General features: G+C 66.7%; 15 protein-coding genes. 11 read left to right on the top strand and 4 right to left on the bottom strand.

The annotated features are described in order from the left end of the window. The first annotated feature begins 1 nt into the window (after position 1). The 9 genes from DMC61_RS01190 to DMC61_RS01230 all read left to right on the top strand — a co-directional run bounded on the left by DMC61_RS01190 (position 2) and on the right by DMC61_RS01230 (position 9,905). Positions 2-994 (top strand): alpha-ketoacid dehydrogenase subunit beta, encoded by a 993-nt coding sequence (locus DMC61_RS01190; protein ID WP_125687070.1) that lies wholly within the window; start codon positions 2-4, stop codon positions 992-994. 16 nt (positions 995-1,010) lie between these two features. Then, on the top strand, positions 1,011-2,339 hold the full coding sequence (locus DMC61_RS01195; RefSeq protein ID WP_125686138.1) for a dihydrolipoamide acetyltransferase family protein: 1,329 nt from the start codon (positions 1,011-1,013) through the stop codon (positions 2,337-2,339). Between the two features lie 183 nt (positions 2,340-2,522). Beyond that, positions 2,523-4,067, top strand: coding sequence for a hypothetical protein (locus DMC61_RS01200; RefSeq protein WP_125686140.1), 1,545 nt, complete (start codon positions 2,523-2,525; stop codon positions 4,065-4,067). A gap of 21 nt (positions 4,068-4,088) precedes the next feature. Then, positions 4,089-4,364, top strand: coding sequence for a hypothetical protein (locus DMC61_RS01205; protein WP_125686142.1), 276 nt, complete (start codon positions 4,089-4,091; stop codon positions 4,362-4,364). Between the two features lie 152 nt (positions 4,365-4,516). After that, complete coding sequence (locus tag DMC61_RS01210) at positions 4,517-5,086, top strand: TetR/AcrR family transcriptional regulator (protein WP_063274058.1); 570 nt, start codon at positions 4,517-4,519, stop codon at positions 5,084-5,086. Positions 5,087-5,112: 26 nt separating this feature from the next. Continuing rightward, positions 5,113-7,056: an ABC transporter ATP-binding protein gene (locus DMC61_RS01215; RefSeq protein WP_125687072.1), complete on the top strand. Its 1,944-nt coding sequence runs from the start codon at positions 5,113-5,115 to the stop codon at positions 7,054-7,056. Positions 7,057-7,058: 2 nt separating this feature from the next. Continuing rightward, a complete protein-coding gene (locus tag DMC61_RS01220; RefSeq protein ID WP_125686144.1) occupies positions 7,059-7,559 on the top strand; it encodes a DNA topology modulation protein FlaR in 501 nt (166 codons plus the stop codon). A gap of 44 nt (positions 7,560-7,603) precedes the next feature. Further along, positions 7,604-8,086, top strand: coding sequence for an FxsA family protein (locus DMC61_RS01225; RefSeq protein WP_125686146.1), 483 nt, complete (start codon positions 7,604-7,606; stop codon positions 8,084-8,086). A gap of 76 nt (positions 8,087-8,162) precedes the next feature. After that, complete coding sequence (locus DMC61_RS01230) at positions 8,163-9,905, top strand: ATP-binding protein (RefSeq protein ID WP_125686147.1); 1,743 nt, start codon at positions 8,163-8,165, stop codon at positions 9,903-9,905. On the opposite strand, the gene DMC61_RS01235 is transcribed toward DMC61_RS01230, so the two are convergent. Continuing rightward, positions 9,902-10,492 carry an SCP2 sterol-binding domain-containing protein gene (locus DMC61_RS01235; RefSeq protein WP_072029446.1) on the bottom strand — a complete coding sequence of 197 codons (591 nt, stop codon included), beginning with the start codon at positions 10,490-10,492 and terminating at the stop codon, positions 9,902-9,904. The two genes, DMC61_RS01230 and DMC61_RS01235, sit on opposite strands and share 4 nt — an antisense overlap. Before the next feature lie 86 nt (positions 10,493-10,578). Then, positions 10,579-11,214 carry an SCP2 sterol-binding domain-containing protein gene (locus DMC61_RS01240; protein WP_125686149.1) on the bottom strand — a complete coding sequence of 212 codons (636 nt, stop codon included), beginning with the start codon at positions 11,212-11,214 and terminating at the stop codon, positions 10,579-10,581. A 128-nt stretch (positions 11,215-11,342) separates the two neighbouring features. On the opposite strand from DMC61_RS01240, the gene DMC61_RS01245 reads away from it, so the two are divergent. Beyond that, complete coding sequence (locus tag DMC61_RS01245; protein WP_016338219.1) at positions 11,343-12,008, top strand: TetR/AcrR family transcriptional regulator; 666 nt, start codon at positions 11,343-11,345, stop codon at positions 12,006-12,008. Here DMC61_RS01245 and DMC61_RS01250 read toward each other — a convergent pair. Both DMC61_RS01250 and DMC61_RS01255 read right to left on the bottom strand, forming a co-directional pair. Beyond that, on the bottom strand, positions 11,991-12,836 hold the full coding sequence (locus tag DMC61_RS01250; protein WP_125686151.1) for a MaoC/PaaZ C-terminal domain-containing protein: 846 nt from the start codon (positions 12,834-12,836) through the stop codon (positions 11,991-11,993). The two genes, DMC61_RS01245 and DMC61_RS01250, sit on opposite strands and share 18 nt — an antisense overlap. 2 nt (positions 12,837-12,838) lie before the next feature. Continuing rightward, the gene (locus DMC61_RS01255) at positions 12,839-14,173 is read right to left on the bottom strand and encodes a 3-oxoacyl-ACP reductase (protein WP_125686153.1); all 1,335 of its coding nucleotides are present in this window, start codon (positions 14,171-14,173) and stop codon (positions 12,839-12,841) included. 92 nt (positions 14,174-14,265) lie between these two features. Here DMC61_RS01255 and DMC61_RS01260 point away from each other — a divergent pair, with 92 nt between their 5' ends. After that, positions 14,266-15,555 (top strand): acetyl-CoA C-acetyltransferase, encoded by a 1,290-nt coding sequence (locus tag DMC61_RS01260; RefSeq protein ID WP_125686154.1) that lies wholly within the window; start codon positions 14,266-14,268, stop codon positions 15,553-15,555. Positions 15,556-15,571: the final 16 nt, after the last annotated feature.

Here is a 15,571-nt window from a genome sequence, read left to right on the forward strand (position 1 = left end):
AATGGCCGACCTCCAGAAACTCACCATCGGCAAGGCCCTCAACCTCGGCCTCCGTCGCGCCATGGAAGAGGACCCGAAGGTCCTGATCATGGGTGAAGACGTCGGCAAGCTCGGCGGCGTCTTCCGCATCACCGACGGTCTGCAGAAGGACTTCGGCGAGCAGCGCGTGCTGGACACGCCGCTCGCGGAATCGGGCATTATCGGCACCGCGGTCGGCCTCGCCGTCCGCGGTTTCCGCCCGGTGTGCGAAATCCAGTTCGAAGGCTTCATCTTCCCCGGCTTCGACCAGATCTCCAGCCAGGTCGCGAAGCTGCACTACCGGACGCAGGGCAAGATCAAGATGCCCATCGTCATCCGGGTGCCGTTCGGTGGCGGCATCGGCGCGGTCGAGCACCACTCGGAGTCGCCGGAGTCGCTGTTCGCGCACATCCCCGGCCTGAAGGTCGTTTCGGTTTCGAACGCCGTCGACGCCTACTGGGGCATCCAGCAGGCGATCAAATCCGACGACCCGATCCTGTTCTTCGAGCCGAAGAAGCTGTACCACTCGGGCGCGATGAAGTCCGAGGTCGACACGGAGGCCACGCCGGACCAGCTGTTCAAGTCCCGCGTGGTCCGCGAAGGCACCACGGCCACCGTCGTCGCGTACGGTCCGTCGGTGAAGGTCGCGCTCGACGCGGCGACCGCCGCCGAGGAGGAGGGCAAGTCGCTGGAGGTCATCGACCTGCGGACGCTGTCCCCGCTCGACCTGGAGCCGGTGTTCGAGTCGGTGCGCAAGACCGGACGGCTCATCGCGCTGAGCGAGGCGCCGTCGGAATCGTCGCTGACCTCGGAGATCGCCGCGCGCGTGCAGCAGGAATGCTTCTACTCGCTGGAAGCCCCCGTGCTGCGGGTGACCGGATTCGACACGCCGTACCCGCCGGCCAAGCTCGAGGAGCACTACCTCCCCGACCTGGACCGGGTGCTGCACACCGTCGACCGTTCGCTCGCCTGGTAAGGGGGAAATCGCCGAAATGCCCGAGTACAAACAATTCCCCCTGGCCGACACGGCGGAGGGGCTGACCGAGGCCGACATCATCGCCTGGCAGGTCAAGCCGGGTGACACCGTGACGGTGAACCAGATCGTCGTCGAGGTCGAGACCGCGAAGGCCGCCGTCGAACTGCCCATCCCGTGGGCGGGCGTGATCACCGAACTGCTCGTCGAGCCGGGCCAGACGGTGGAGGTCGGCGCGCCGATCCTCACCATCGACGTCGACCCCGGCGGTAAGGCGGCCCCGGCACCCACGGCCGCGCCCGCGGCTGAAGAGCCGGCGGAAGAGGAGATGAAGCCGCTGGTCGGCTACGGCTCCAAGGCCGTCGTCACGCAGCGCCGGGCGCGGAAGGGCGCGGCTCCCGCCCCTGCCTCCGCTCCGGTGGCTGTGGCGCCCGAGCCCGCTTCGGCTTCGAAACCGAAGGGCGGGTACGTGCCGCTGGCGAAGCCGCCGGTGCGCAAGCTCGCCAAGGACCTCGGCGTCGATCTGCACGCGCTCACCGGCACCGCCGACGGCGGCGTCATCACGCGTGACGACGTGCAGGCGGCCGCCAACGGTTCCGCTGCACCGGCCGCCGCTGTGTCCACTGTAGACAGTGGCTACGACCCGGCGACCCGGGAACGCCGGGTGCCGATCAAGGGTGTCCGCAAGGCCACCGCCGCCGCGATGGTGCAGAGCGCCTACACCGCCCCGCATGTCACGGAGTTCCTGACCATCGACGTCACGCCGATGATGGAATTCCGGGAGAAGCTGAAGAAGTCACGCGAGTTCGCCGGGGTCAAGGTCACCCCGCTGACCTTCGCGGCGAAGGCCGTCTGCCTGGCGGCCAAGCGCACTCCGGACGTCAACGCGGTGTGGGACGAGGCGGCGCAGGAGATCGTCTACAAGGACTACGTGCACCTCGGGATCGCCGCGGCCACCCCGCGCGGGCTCGTCGTGCCCAAGGTCCGTGACGCGGATTCGATGTCCCTCAAGGAACTCGCGATCGCGCTCACCGAGCTGACCGACGTCGCCCGCGAGGGCAAGACCACCCCGGCGGCCATGCTCGGCGGCACGATCACCATCACCAACGTCGGCGTCTTCGGCGTCGACACCGGTACGCCGATCATCAACCCCGGCGAGTCCGCGATCCTGTGCCTCGGCGCGATCAAGGACACCCCGTGGGTGGTCGACGGCGAGATCAAGGTGCGCAAGGTGCTCCAGCTTTCGCTGAGCTTCGACCACCGCGTGGTCGACGGGCAGCAGGGCTCGGAGTTCCTGGCCGACGTCGGCGCGCTGCTGGCCGACCCGGCGGTCGCGATCACCTACTGAGTTCGGCGCGAAGGACGCTTTCGCCGCATGCGATGCGGGGAAAGCGTCCTTCGCTGCGTCTGACGCGAGTTTTTCCCTGACAACTGCGAGTTAACGGCGCGATCACGTCGCGTAACAGAGTTGTCCGAGCCCTCGACACCAAAGCCAGGAATGCGGAAAGACGCAGGCCGGGGAGGGCTTGAAATGACCGACGATGCGTTGATCAAGAAGATCGCCAAGGCGTACTCCACGGCGCTGGCACTTCGCCTGGTTCAAGGCGAAGAGGGCCCGTTCGCACGCGTCATCGAGCATGTCGAAATCGACCATGGGGAATGCAGGCGAAGACTCGTCCTGGATTGGCATCTGCCGACATTGGCCGAAGCCCTTCCGGATCACGAGAAGGCCGACGACCCCGACTTCGTCAAGGCGTTCAACGAAGCCAACCCCGTCCTGGTCGTGCCGATCCACGTCATGCGCCGCGGCAGGCTCATGACGGACTTCACCGTGGAAGATCCAAAAGGGGAACATCTCTACGTTTGCGGGCGCACGGAGTGGGGAGAACGGACGACCTGGCTCCTCAAAGTCCTTTGGGCACTTGTCGACATCGCCCCCAACGGACTCGGCGACTACCAGCGAAATCGGATCGAGCAGGCGAAACGCCAGTACCTGTCCTTGCCGACGGAGAGCAAACGCGAAGCGACGAAGAATGCCAAGAAGTCCATTCGGAGACTGCGGGAAGCGAGCAAGTCGGGGCTCCTCCTTCATCCCGGGACTCTGGAGCGGATCGAAGTGCTCGGCCGCTACGTCGCGACCCGTCACCTGTCGTGGGTTCACCTGACGAGGCGCCCCGGGCAAACCGTGCGCTTGACGCTGTCCTATCGGACCCGCTTCGCCGCGGAATACCCACCCACTCCCTCCAAAGGGAGTTTGTTGCGTGGCCGCAGGCTCTTCCAACGAGCGGTCGAATGGGCTCGTCGCGCGGTCGGCCAGGAACCCTTCAGATTCTGGGTACCGCTGTCGATGCACAGCTTCTGCCGCAGCTATCACTTCACGATGCCCTCGCCGACCGGCACCTACTTCAAAGAACAGAGATTCGTCCTTCAAAACACCCTTCGAAAACCGCAGAAGGATCAAGAAAGGGCGCTCGACAAGTTCTGCGCCGAGAACGACGCACAGACACTCGGAGACAAGGACGCCGGCGGACCGGTCGCGCACCTCTACGGACGCAATCTCCGAGAAGCCGCGACAAGTGATCATCTTCTCTACGCGTATGCCTACGTCCGCGAGCGGCCACCGGGAACGACGGCGGCCGCGACCTGGCTATGCTTCTTCTCCGCAGCCTTCCTGTGGTTTTTCTGGAGCACATGGGACGAGCTCGTGACGGCGACCACCGCTGGAACCAACATCACCGCTCTTTTCGTCGCCCTGCCTGGCTTCGCCTCGATCTGGTTCTCCAAGGCGTTCCAGCAGGAAATTCGATCACGGATTCCACTAGTGAACCGTTTCGGCCTGCTCCTGGTCGGCCTCTCGACCTTCTACACGCTGGTGAGCACGATGATCAACCGTGCGGTGAGCGAGACCGCGATCGGCTGGCCGGCGTTTCTTGCCGACAGTTTTTCACAAGAAGGCGTACTGGTCTTCACGATCTCGCTCTCCACCATGACCGTCTTCCTGTTCGGCCGAAGGGTGCTGTTCCATAAGTGCTATCAACGTCTGCAGAATGCCGTGGTCAAACGCTACATGAGTTAGTCTGAGCGAAAGGGTGGCTCAATGTCTGGAGTGCTCGAGATGGACTTCATGAATCCAAGCCGCGAAGAGTTGACGGGCCGCTCTGACGACACGGACGGAGAGTCCTTCCGCAAGGAAGCACTCAAGGTCCTCGCCGGCGACGACCACCGTGATCGCGCCATGTTCTCCGGCGTGACCGACCAACCGGTCATCGTCGCGGCCGACATCGCGTCGTGCGCGACCCTGCCCGACCTCATCCCCACTGCCTGGCGACCTCATCTCACCAAGCTGATCATGCACGCTGTCGAGGACGACTGACCGACTCGTCCGCTCGCCTCAGACGGCAGCCGAACCCGCGCGACGCCACGGTGGCTCCTGCCGACGACGATCTTATTCAGTTGACGGAGTGAGCGCTCACTCCGCAAACTGGAGTCATGACAGAAACCACCACCCGGCGGAGAGCGCCGGGAATGAGTGCCGACGAGCGGCGCCGGATGATCGTCCAGTCCGTGCTGCCCTTGCTGGTGGAACACGGCACCGGTGTCACGTCGAGCCAGATCGCGCGCGCCGCGGGCATCGGCGAAGGCACCGTCTTCCGCGTGTTCAAGGACAAGGACGAACTGTTCGCCACCTGCTTCGCCGAAGCGCTGAAGCCCGACCAGGTCCTCGACGCGATCGCGGTCATCGACCTCGACCAGACCCTCGACGACAGGCTCATCGAGGCGGCCGACGCGCTCAGCGCGCACCTCCAGCGTATGGGCGCGCTCATGGCGGTCATGCACGGCTCCGGCAGGCGGCTGGAGCATCGCCATGACGACCGCCGGGACCGGCGGAAAGAGTCGATGAGCGCGATGCGCGACGCCATGGCCGAGCTGTTCGAACCGGAGAAGGACCGGCTCCGCCTGCCGCCGTCGCAGTCCGCGGCGCTCTTCCTGTCGCTGCTGTTCAGCGGCCGGATCCGGTTCAGCGAGACCGGTGACGAGCCCACCACGATGGAGCTCGTCGACGTGTTCCTCAACGGCGCCTTGGCGGCCGCATGATCGGCCCGCCCGGTGGGGGAGGCGGCCTGGAACTGTTCATGGCGCGTGGCGGCAGGCGCCGTCGTCCGCCGTCGACGGTGCCCGACAGCGGGCTGACCGGCCCGGTCGACATTCCGGAGCCCGAACCCGAAGCCGTTCCGAAAGACCTCAAGTCCCGGCTCAACCGCATGTGGGTCAACGTCGCGGGTACGGTCCGCGGCTTGCCGAAGGTCGCGAAGCTGACCTGGCAGGCGAGCCCGGTGCTGACCATCGTGATCACCCTGGTGACGCTGCTTTCCGGCCTCCTCCCGACGGCGACCGCGTACATCGCGAAGCTGCTGATCGATTCGGTGGTCGCGGCGATCCAGGGGCACGGGACGAAGAGCGCGATCGTCGGTGTCGCCCTCTTCCAGTTCGGCATCCTCGTGCTCACCGCGGTTTCGCAGGCGCTGACCACCTATGGCCAGTCGCTGCTGCAGGAACGGATGACGCTGACCATCCGCCATCAGGTGATGGATCACGCGAGCGCGCTGCATCTCTCGTATTTCGAGGGTTCCGCGTCCTACGACATGTTGCGTCAGGCCTCGCAGGAGGCGCCGACCCGGCCGCTGTCGATGATGAACTCGGCGTTGGGCCTGATCCGGACGGTGATCACGTTCGGCAGCATGATCGCCCTGCTGGTCTCGATCAGCCCGCTGCTGGCGCTCGTCGCGCTGGTGGCGCCGATCCCCGCGTTCATCTCGCAGTCGAAGTACGGCGCCCGCGCGTTCTGGCTGACGTTGATGATGTCGCCGCTGAAACGGCGGATGGACTACCTGAACTCCTTGGTCACCACCGACACGTATGCCAAGGAGACCAAGCTCTTCGGCCTCGGCCCGTACTTCGTCGACCGTTTCCAGCGGCTCGGGCAGGTCTTCTACGACCGTCAGCGGACACTGACCCGCAAGCGCAGCGTCAGCTCGACATCGTGGGGCCTGCTCAGTACGGCCGCCGGATCCGCGATCGCGCTGTACATCGCGCTGGAGGCCGTCGGCGGCAGGCTCACCCTCGGCGACCTCGCGCTGTACACGGCGGCCGCGGCGTCGGTGCAGACGTCCGTGCAGGGTCTGTTCACCGCGTTTTCCGGGATGTACGAGAACAATCTCTATCTCGACACGCTGTATCGCTTCCTCGGGACGAAACCGGAGATCGTCGCGCCGTCGGAGCCGCGACCGCTTCCGTCCACTGTGGAGGGACACATCCGATTCGAGGAGGTGTCCTTCACCTATCCCGGTGCGCCGGAACCCGCCCTCGACGGCGTGAGCTTCGAGATCCGGCCGGGTGAGACGGTCGCCGTCGTCGGCCGCAACGGGGCCGGGAAGTCGACGCTGTTCAAACTGCTGTGCCGGTTGTACGACCCGACGGGCGGGCGGATCCTGCTCGACGACGTCGACATCCGCGAGTACGACCCGGTGGAATTGCGGCGGCAGATCAGTGCGATGTTCCAGGATTACGTGACCTACCAGGGCACCGCGGCCGAGAACATCGGGCTCGGCGACCTGACGCACCTCGTCGACCGGGAACGGATCGAGACGTCGGCGAAACGCGCCGGCGCCGACGAGCGGATCGAGCGTCTGCCCAGCGGCTACGACACGCCGCTCGGCCGCTGGTTCGACCAGGGTGTCAGCCTCTCCGGTGGCGAATGGCAGAAGATCGCGCTGGCCAGGGCGTTCCTGCGGGAGGCGCCGATCCTGATCCTCGACGAACCGACCTCCGCGCTGGACGCCCAGGCCGAGCACGACCTCTTCTCGCGGCTGCGGGAGCTTTCGGAGGGGCGCACGACGCTGTACATCTCGCACCGGTTCTCCACCGTGCGGCAGGCGGAGCGGATCCTGTTGCTGGAGCACGGAAAGGTCGCCGAATACGGGACACACGACGAGCTGATGGCGGCGGAGGCGGGCTACGCCGAACTGTTCACGTTGCAGGCCGCCGCGTACCTCGACGAGGCCTGACCGTGCGGCGGATCATGGTCGTCGGCTGCAGCGGCGCCGGGAAGTCGACGTTCTCGCGACGGCTCGGCGCCGCGCTCGGCCTGCCGGTCACCCACCTCGACCGGCTCTACTGGCGGCCGGGGTGGACACCGGCGCCGGATGCCGAGTTCCACGCCGCGCAACAGGAGGTCATCGCGTCCGACGCCTGGGTGATCGACGGCAACTACGGGGCGTCGATACATCTCCGCCTCCCGAGAGCGGACACCATCGTCTTCCTCGATTACCCGCGCCGCGTCTGCCTACGGCGAGTGCTGGTTCGGAGCCTGCGCGAGTACGGGCAGGACAAGCAGGCTCCCGGCTGCCCCGAAAGGCTGGATCCGGAGTTCTATTCCTACGTCTGGCGCTGGCCGAAGCACTACCGGGAGCGGACCGTGCGAAGGCTGGCGGAGCAAGGGGCGCACGCTCGGCGAGTCGTGCTGACCAGGCCACGCGAGGCGGAGGAGTTCCTTCGCCGGATCGGCTGACCGGGGGTTGGGAGCAAAACGGGCAACCCGTACGTTGTCCAGGTATGGCTGTCGCGTTCCTGCTCTATGTCGTCGCCGAGATCGCCGCCGTGTGGGCGGTGGGCTCGGCCGTTGGCGTCCTCGGCACGATCGCGCTGCTCTTCGCCGGCGCGTTCGTCGGCTCCTGGCTCGCGCGCCGTGAAGGTGGCCGCGCCTTCCGTGCGTTCGCCGAGTCCGCGCGGCTCGGCCGTCCGGCCGACGCGGAGAAGGAACTCACCGACGGGATGCTGATCGGGCTCGGCGGCCTGCTGATCCTGCTGCCCGGTTTCGTCAGCGACGTCATCGGCCTGCTGTTCATCCTGCCGCCGACGCGGAGTGTCGCGCGCAAGGTGTGGCAGAAGCGGATGCAGCGCCGGGCGGTCAAGTTCGCGAACCGCGCCCGCGGGCCGGTGATGGTCGTGGACAGCGAGGTCGTCATGGACACGCCGCCCGCGGAGGCCGCCAAGAAGCAGCCGCCGGTGATCGAAGGCCGCATCGTCGAGGGCTAGACGCCGCTCGACTTCGCCACTAGCTTCGCCACTACACTGCTAGTGGCGAAGCTAGTGGCGAAGCTAGGACGGCGACATGCTCCACGAAGAACTCATCGAGATCATCGCGAATCTCCGCGTACTAGGCGGTGATCATGCGTTCGTGGAGGCAAAACGCGCAGAGACGAAGCTGCCCAAGAGCGTCCGCGAGACACTCTCCGCCTTCGCCAACACCAACGGCGGCGTACTGATCCTCGGCCTCGACGAAACCCAGGGGTTCGAAGCGACCGGCGTCCGAGATGCGGCGAAGCTGGAGGCCGATCTGGCCGCGATGTGTTCGGAGAACCTGGAGCCCCCTCTCCGACCGCTGATCGGGACGCACCGCTTCGAAGACGCTGATCTGGTGGTGGCCGAGATCGCCGAACTGCCCGCCGGCAGCAAACCCGCGTACAACCGCGGCACCGGCATGACACAGGGCAGCTTCATCAGGGTCGCCGATGGAGACCGGAAACTGAGTCCCTACGAGGTCCAGTTGATGCTGGCGAACCGCGGTCAACCCCGAGACGACGAGCAGCCCGTCCCCGGCACCACGGTCGCGAACCTCGACGGAGCCCTGACCGGTATCTTCCTGAGCCGCCTCCGCCGTCACCGCGGCAGGGCCTTCGCGAACCTCGACGACACCTCGGCGTTGCGTCGCGCGAAGATCCTCGTCGGAGACGAGCTGTCCTTGGCCGGGCTCCTCTCGTTGGGCGAATATCCGCAGGAGTTCTTCCCTCAGCTCATGCTGACCTTCGTCCACTACCCGACCAAGTCGGGACCAGACCCTCGAAGTGGCACGAGGTTCATCGACAACATCGCGGCAGAAGGACCGATCCCGGCGATCGTCGACGAAGCCCTTGTCGCTCTTCGCCGCAACATGAAACGTCGATCCACGATTCGTGGCGCGGGGCGAGCCGAGACTTGGGAGTATCCCGAAACGGCTCTACGCGAGGCAGTGGTGAACGCCTTGGTCCATCGCGACTACTCCGGCCCGTCGCAGGGAACTCAAGTGCAGGTCGAGATGTATCCCGACCGCCTCGTCATTCGCAATCCCGGAGGCCTCTACGGGTCGGTTCGCGAGGAAAATCTCGGCGTGGAAGGCACCTCCTCGGCTCGCAACGCGACCTTGCTGAAGGTCCTGGAAGACACGCCACTACCCGGCTCGGACCGTCCGATCTGCGAAAATCGCGGCTCCGGAATTCCGGCGATGCTGGCCGCCATGCGAGACGCCAAGCTCAGTCCACCACGGTTCGCCGACGACATCTCCACTTTCTCGGCCACGTTCCCCAATCACACACTGATGGGAGACGGCGCCGTCCAGTGGATCGCGTCACTTCACGAACATGGACTGACCGACAGTCAATGCCATGGTCTTGCGATGTTGTTCCACGGCGAAACGCTCAACAATCAGGCTTACCGCAACGCGAACGACCTGGACTCCCGTGTCGCTACCGAAGAACTCGGCGATCTGGTCGCCCGCGGCCTGCTCGTCCCTGCCGGCGGGCGGCGGTACGCGCACTACACGCTCGCCGACGACGTTGTTCCAGCGTCTGTCGATGGCCCGGTCCGGGAACAACGCCGTGCCGATCGCCGTGAGGAGATTCTTTCGGCGCTGGACGAAAAGGAAGCGAGCCGTGCCGATTTGGTCGCGAAGACAGGGCTTCCTGACCGGACAGTGTCCCGGTGGATCGGCGTTCTTCTTCGCCAAGGCCTGATCGAGGCGACAGAGAAGAATCTGCGCAGTCCGAACGTCCGCTACCGCCGGACACGGCAGCGGACTCTCGACGAAACAACTGGCTAAGCACCGCTCGGCTTCGGGATGTCGAAGTACCCGCTGAACCGCACCGCGGGCGCGTACTCACCCTTCACCTTCACCTTGCCCGTCACGAACATCGCCGCCACCGCCGCGTTGCCGGTCGCCATCCGGATGAAGTCGTCGACGGAAAGGGTGATGGTGGTGTCCGGAGTGCGCGCGAGATCCGTGCTCGAAACGCAGACACCGTCTTCGATGACCGTTTGAAAACGATCGAAACCGTCTTCTCCGTCACCATCGGTGAAACGCCATGCGACGACGAAGTCGACATGTCGCGCGCGTTCGGGAACGAAATGATCCGACATTCTGCGGAAAATCTCGTCGAGGAACGCCGAACGCAGTTCCGGGTGATCGGCGATCGCCTTGAGCTGCTCCCGTGACGCCCGTTGCACGACGTCGACCAGCACCTCGGTCTCCAGTGAGCTCAACTCGATGCCCGCACCGGTTTCGCCCAGCATGTGCAGGGTTTCCAGCACCTGCGTGAACTGCCCGGGGCTCAGTTTGGCGAGCTCGAGCTTCTCCGCGAACGCGTTGACGACGTGCTCGCCACCGGTGCGCGTCTTGTGCAGCCGCAACGGACGGGAAAGGCGTACCTTGTCCCGCCAGCGCCGGTTCGGGGAATTTCGGGGCACGGCACGGAAGTGTATCTGCTCGGCCGGGTTCAGGACGGCTTCGGCAGGTCGAAGAAACCGATCAAGCCGGCCGCGAATGCCAGGTCACCTTTTACTTTGATCTTTCCGGTGACGAATAGCACAGCCGGTGTCGCCTGATGGGTGATGAGCCGGAAGAAATCGACGGGCGCGATCGTGATCGTCACCCTCGGCTTCTCCCTCATGTCGCGGCTGACCGTGCACTCGCCGTGCGAGATCACCGTCTCGTAGCGGTCGTAACCGCCGTCGCCGGTGCCGCCGGAAAGCCGCCAGTGGACGACGGCGTGCAGCGTCTTCGCGCGGTCCTGCCGGATGTGGGCGCCCATGCGGTCGAAGATCTCGCGCAGCACGCGCTCCCGGAGCGGCCGTTCGGCGACGACGCTCTCGAGTTGCGTGCGCGAGGCGCGCGCGACGAGGTTCGCGAACCGGACGGGGTCGACCTTGCGGAGGTCGAACGCGGGCGCGGACTCCGCTAGCCGTCCCAGCGCGGTGAGCAGCCGCCGGACGTCGTCCTTGCCGAGGTCCTTCGGGTCGATGGCGCCCGCGACCTCGTTGACGTCGAGAGAGTGCGCTTCGGCCGAATCCGGCTCGATCCGTTCCAGCGCGTCGACCAGCGCGCGGCCGGTCAGCCCCACGATCTCGGTCATCTTCCCTCCAGTTCCACCTACCAAGGCGTAAGGCTACCCGCCAGTAGGTAGGCGGGCAAGCGTGCCGAAATCACCCACGACGGTGGTAGCCCGGTAGCGTCTTACGCGAACTAATGGGAGGTCCTGAGTTGTCCGAGGAAGTGCCGCGTCCCGCCGAACGCGCCAAAAGGCTGCCGAGAGCGGTGCGGGAACGCCAGATCCTGGACGCAGCGGTCTCGGTGTTCTCGCGCTACGGCTATCACTCCGCGTCGATGGACGAGATCTCCGAGGTCGCCGGCGTGTCCAAGCCGATGATCTACACCTACCTCGGCTCCAAGGAAGACCTCTTCGGCGCGTGCATCCGCCGCGAAGCCACCCGCCTGCTGGAGGCGGTGCAGGACGGGATCAAACCCGATCTGCCGCCCGACATGCAGCTTTGGCACGGCCTGCGCGCGTTCTACCGCTTCGTCGCCGACTACCGCGAGTCCTGGACCGTGCTGCACCGCCAGGCCATGACCGTCGGCGGCACCTTCGCCGCGGAGATCACCGACATGCGCACCCGCGCGATCGAACTGGTCGCCGCGCTGGTCGTCTCCGCCGGCACCCGCAAGGGCCTCGGCGAGCAGGCCGAGTTCTCCGGTGCCGGGCTGTCCGCCGCGCTGGTCGGGGCGGCCGAGTCGCTGGCCGACTGGGCGCTCGACCACCCCGATGTCTCCGACGGCGTACTCGCCTCGTGGCTGATGAACCTGGTCTGGCTCGGGTTCAACGACCTGGTCGAAGGCGAGATCTGGAAGCCGTCAGAGAGCGACGACTGAGCCCTCCAGGTGCGGCTTCGGCTTGCGCGCGTTCCACAGCTCGAACGCCCAGCCATCGCCTTCACTCCACGTGGTGAACGCGGCCTTGGCGGGCAGCAGGACCGGCTGCTTGAACTTGACGTCGACGGTGAACGCCTCCGGCAGCCTGCCTTCGAACGCCGCGAGCGCGTGCGCCTTCGTCCACATGCCGTGCGCGATCGCGGACGGGAAGCCGAACGCCTTCGCGGTGATCGGGTGCAGGTGGATGGGGTTGCGGTCGCCGGAGACCTCGGCGTAGCGGCGGCCGATGTCGCCGGGCACGTGCCAGATCGCGTTGGCCGTCGGCTGGGAGAGCTGGCCGCGCGAGGTCTTCTCGCCGCTGCCGCCGCCGCGGCGCAGATACGTGCTGACGTCCGTCCACACAGGACTGTCGTTCACGAGCAGCTCGCTGACGACGTCGAACTGCTTGCCCTTCTCGTGCGGGCGCAGATCCTCGGCGCGCACGCGCAGGGTGAACGACTCGTCGAGCCGCAGCTGCCGGTGCTGGGTGATCCGGTTCGCGACGTGCACCATGCCCAGCAACGGGAACGGGAAGTCGGCCTCGGTCATCAGCGCCATCTGCAGCGGGAACGCGAGGATGTGCGGATACGTCGCCGGGAGCACGTCGTCGAGCCGGAATCCGCACACCTGGTTGTACGCGGCGAGGTGGGCCGGGTCGACGACGACGCCCTCGCGGACGAATTCGGTCGACGGCAGCGTGTTCCCGCCGCTTTTGCGCAGCGAGCCGAGCAACGCCTTGGGGTACAACGAAGACAGGCTCGGCGACTCGCGGAGTTCCTTGACCGCCATGTTCACGCCCCCAGCAGTGCCTGGCCGCAGACGCGGACCACGTTGCCGTTGACCGCGGCCGAAGCCGGGTTCGCGTACCAGGCGATCGTCTCGGCGACGTCGACCGGGAGCCCGCCCTGGCCGAGGCTGGACAGCCGCCGCCCGGCCTCGCGGATGAACAGCGGGACGGCGGCGGTCATCTTGGTCTCGATGAAGCCGGGCGCGACGGCGTTGATCGTCCCGCCGTACTCGGCGAGCTTCGGCGCGCCGACGTTCACCATGCCGATGACGCCCGCCTTGCTGGTGGCGTAGTTGGTCTGGCCGACGTTGCCCGCGATGCCGGCGATCGAGGAGACGCCGATGATGCGGCCGTTCTCGCGCAGCACCTTGTCCGTGAGCAGCTTCTCGTTCACCGCGAGCTGCGAGGCGAGGTTGACCGCGATGACCGAGTCCCAGCCGCCTTCGGTCATGTTGCCCAGCGTCTTGTCGCGCGTGATGCCCGCGTTGTGCACGACGATGTCGACGCCGCCGTGGCGGGTGACGAGGTACTCGGCGAGCTTCTCGGGCGCGTCGGCGGCCGTGATGTCCATCTGCAGCGCCGAGCCGCCGACCTTGTTGGCCACCTTCGACAGGTCCGCGCCCTGGGCGGGGATGTCGAGCGCGACGACGTGGGCGCCGTCGCGGCCGAGTACTTCGGCGATGGCGGCGCCGATACCGCGGGAGGCGCCGGTGACCAGGGCGACCTTGCCTTCGAGGGGCTTCGTCCAGTCGGCTGGCGCGGAGGCGGTCTTGGTCTCGGTGCCGACGCGGATGACCTGGGCGTCGACGAAGGCGGACTTCGACGAGAGCAGGAAGCGGAGCGTGGACTCAGTGGCCTCTTCGGCTCCTTCGGCGACGTACACGAGCTGAGCGGTCGCGCCGCGCTTCAGCTCCTTACCGACGGAACGGACGAAGCCTTCGAGCGCGCGCTGGGCGATCCGCTCGTTGCCTTCGGCCAGCTCCGGCGGCGTCCCGAGGACGACGACGCGGCCCGACGGCCCGACGCTCCGGATCACCGGGTGGAAGAAGTTGTAGACCTCGCGAAGCTGCTTCGGGTCCTTCACGCCTGTCGCGTCGAAGACGAGCGCGGCGTGCCTGTCCGTCGCGGCCGAGACGACCTCGATACCCGCGCGGTGCAGCTGCGCCTCGATCACCTTTTCGAGACGGCCGCCCGGCGCGGCACCCAGAAGTGCGGGACCCTCGAGAGCGGGCTGGCCGGGCTTGTACCGGCGGAGCGTCGCGGGGTTCGGCAGGCCGAGCTTCGGCACCACGAATTTCCCCACCGGGGATTTCGTGAACTGCTGGTACCTGTCAGCCATTACGTGCCTCCCGTGCAGTTTGCGTCACGTCGCAGTCTAACCTACTCGCTAGTAGGTTACAGTGTGAGAGAGCCTACGGAGGAGTGGAAAAAATGGCCACGAAAAGGACGGCACCCGTGCGCAAGGTCGCGATCATCGGCGGTAACCGGATCCCCTTCGCCCGCTCGAACGGTCCGTACGCGAAAGCGTCGAACCAGGACATGTTCACGGCCGCCCTCGACGGCCTGGTCAGCCGCTTCTCCCTGCAGGACGAGGTGATCGGCGAGGTCGCCGCCGGGGCGGTGCTCAAGCACGCCCGCGACTTCAACCTCGCCCGCGAAAGCGTCCTCGGCAGCAGGCTGAACCCCGCCACCCCGGCCTCCGACGTGCAGATGGCCTGCGGCACCGGCCTCCAGGCGATCATCAACGTCGCCAACAAGATCGCCCTCGGCCAGATCGACTCGGCCATCGCGGGCGGCGTCGACACCACGTCCGACGCGCCGCTGGCGGTCAACGACGACCTGCGCCAGATCCTCGTGCAGCTCAACGCCGCGAAGACGCTCCCCGATCGGTTGAAGCTCGCCGCGAAGCTGCGCCCCGGCCACATCGTCCCCGAGATCCCGCGCAACTCCGAGCCGCGCACGGGCCTGTCCATGGGCGAGCACGCCGCGCTGACGGCGAAGGTCTGGGAGATCACGCGCGAGGCGCAGGACGAACTCGCCGCCACCAGCCACCAGCGGCTCGGCGCCGCGTACGAGAAGGGTTTCTTCGACGACCTGGTGACGCCGTACCTGAAGCTGGCGCGCGACCAGAACCTGCGGCCGGACTCCAGCGTCGAGAAGCTCGCGAAGCTGAAGCCCGCCTTCGGTGGCCCTGACGGCACGATGACCGCGGGCAACTCGACGCCGCTGTCCGACGGCGCGTCGACGGTCCTGCTCGCGACCGAGCAGTGGGCGAAGGCGCGGAAACTGCCGGTGCTGGCGTACCTGACGTTCTCGCAGACCGCGGCCGTCGACTACGTCCACGGCGACGAAGGCCTGCTGATGGCGCCCGCGTACGCCGTCCCGCAGATGCTCACGCGCGCCGGTCTCACCCTGCAGGACTTCGACTTCTACGAGATCCACGAGGCCTTCGCCTCACAGGTGCTCGCCACCCTCAAGGCGTGGGAGGACCCCCAATTCGCGAAGTCGAAGCTGGGCCTCGACGAGCCGCTCGGCTCCATCGATCGGGCGAAGCTGAACGTCAACGGCTCGTCGCTGGCGGCCGGGCACCCGTTCGCCGCGACCGGTGGCCGTATCGTCGCCACCCTCGCGAAGCTGTTGAGCGAGAAGGGATCCAGCCGCGGGCTCATCTCGATCTGCGCCGCGGGCGGCCAGGGCGTCACCGCGATCCTCGAGAAGTAGACCGTTCGCCCGGAGC

The sequence above is a fragment of the Amycolatopsis sp. WAC 04169 genome (genome assembly GCF_003947535.1).
Taxonomy (GTDB): domain Bacteria; phylum Actinomycetota; class Actinomycetes; order Mycobacteriales; family Pseudonocardiaceae; genus Amycolatopsis; species Amycolatopsis keratiniphila.

Excerpts from the sequence above, each read along its gene's own strand:
- DMC61_RS01210 (WP_063274058.1), top strand. The coding sequence starts at position 4,517 with ATGAGTGCCGACGAGCGGCGCCGGATGATCGTCCAGTCCGTGCTGCCC.
- DMC61_RS01200 (WP_125686140.1), top strand. The coding sequence starts at position 2,523 with ATGACCGACGATGCGTTGATCAAGAAGATCGCCAAGGCGTACTCCACG.
- DMC61_RS01205 (WP_125686142.1), top strand. The coding sequence starts at position 4,089 with ATGTCTGGAGTGCTCGAGATGGACTTCATGAATCCAAGCCGCGAAGAG.
- DMC61_RS01250 (WP_125686151.1), bottom strand. The coding sequence starts at position 12,836 with ATGGCGGTCAAGGAACTCCGCGAGTCGCCGAGCCTGTCTTCGTTGTAC.
- DMC61_RS01260 (WP_125686154.1), top strand. The coding sequence starts at position 14,266 with ATGGCCACGAAAAGGACGGCACCCGTGCGCAAGGTCGCGATCATCGGC.
- DMC61_RS01230 (WP_125686147.1), top strand. The coding sequence starts at position 8,163 with ATGCTCCACGAAGAACTCATCGAGATCATCGCGAATCTCCGCGTACTA.
- DMC61_RS01195 (WP_125686138.1), top strand. The coding sequence starts at position 1,011 with ATGCCCGAGTACAAACAATTCCCCCTGGCCGACACGGCGGAGGGGCTG.
- DMC61_RS01255 (WP_125686153.1), bottom strand. The coding sequence starts at position 14,173 with ATGGCTGACAGGTACCAGCAGTTCACGAAATCCCCGGTGGGGAAATTC.
- DMC61_RS01190 (WP_125687070.1), top strand. The coding sequence starts at position 2 with ATGGCCGACCTCCAGAAACTCACCATCGGCAAGGCCCTCAACCTCGGC.
- DMC61_RS01225 (WP_125686146.1), top strand. The coding sequence starts at position 7,604 with ATGGCTGTCGCGTTCCTGCTCTATGTCGTCGCCGAGATCGCCGCCGTG.
- DMC61_RS01240 (WP_125686149.1), bottom strand. The coding sequence starts at position 11,214 with ATGACCGAGATCGTGGGGCTGACCGGCCGCGCGCTGGTCGACGCGCTG.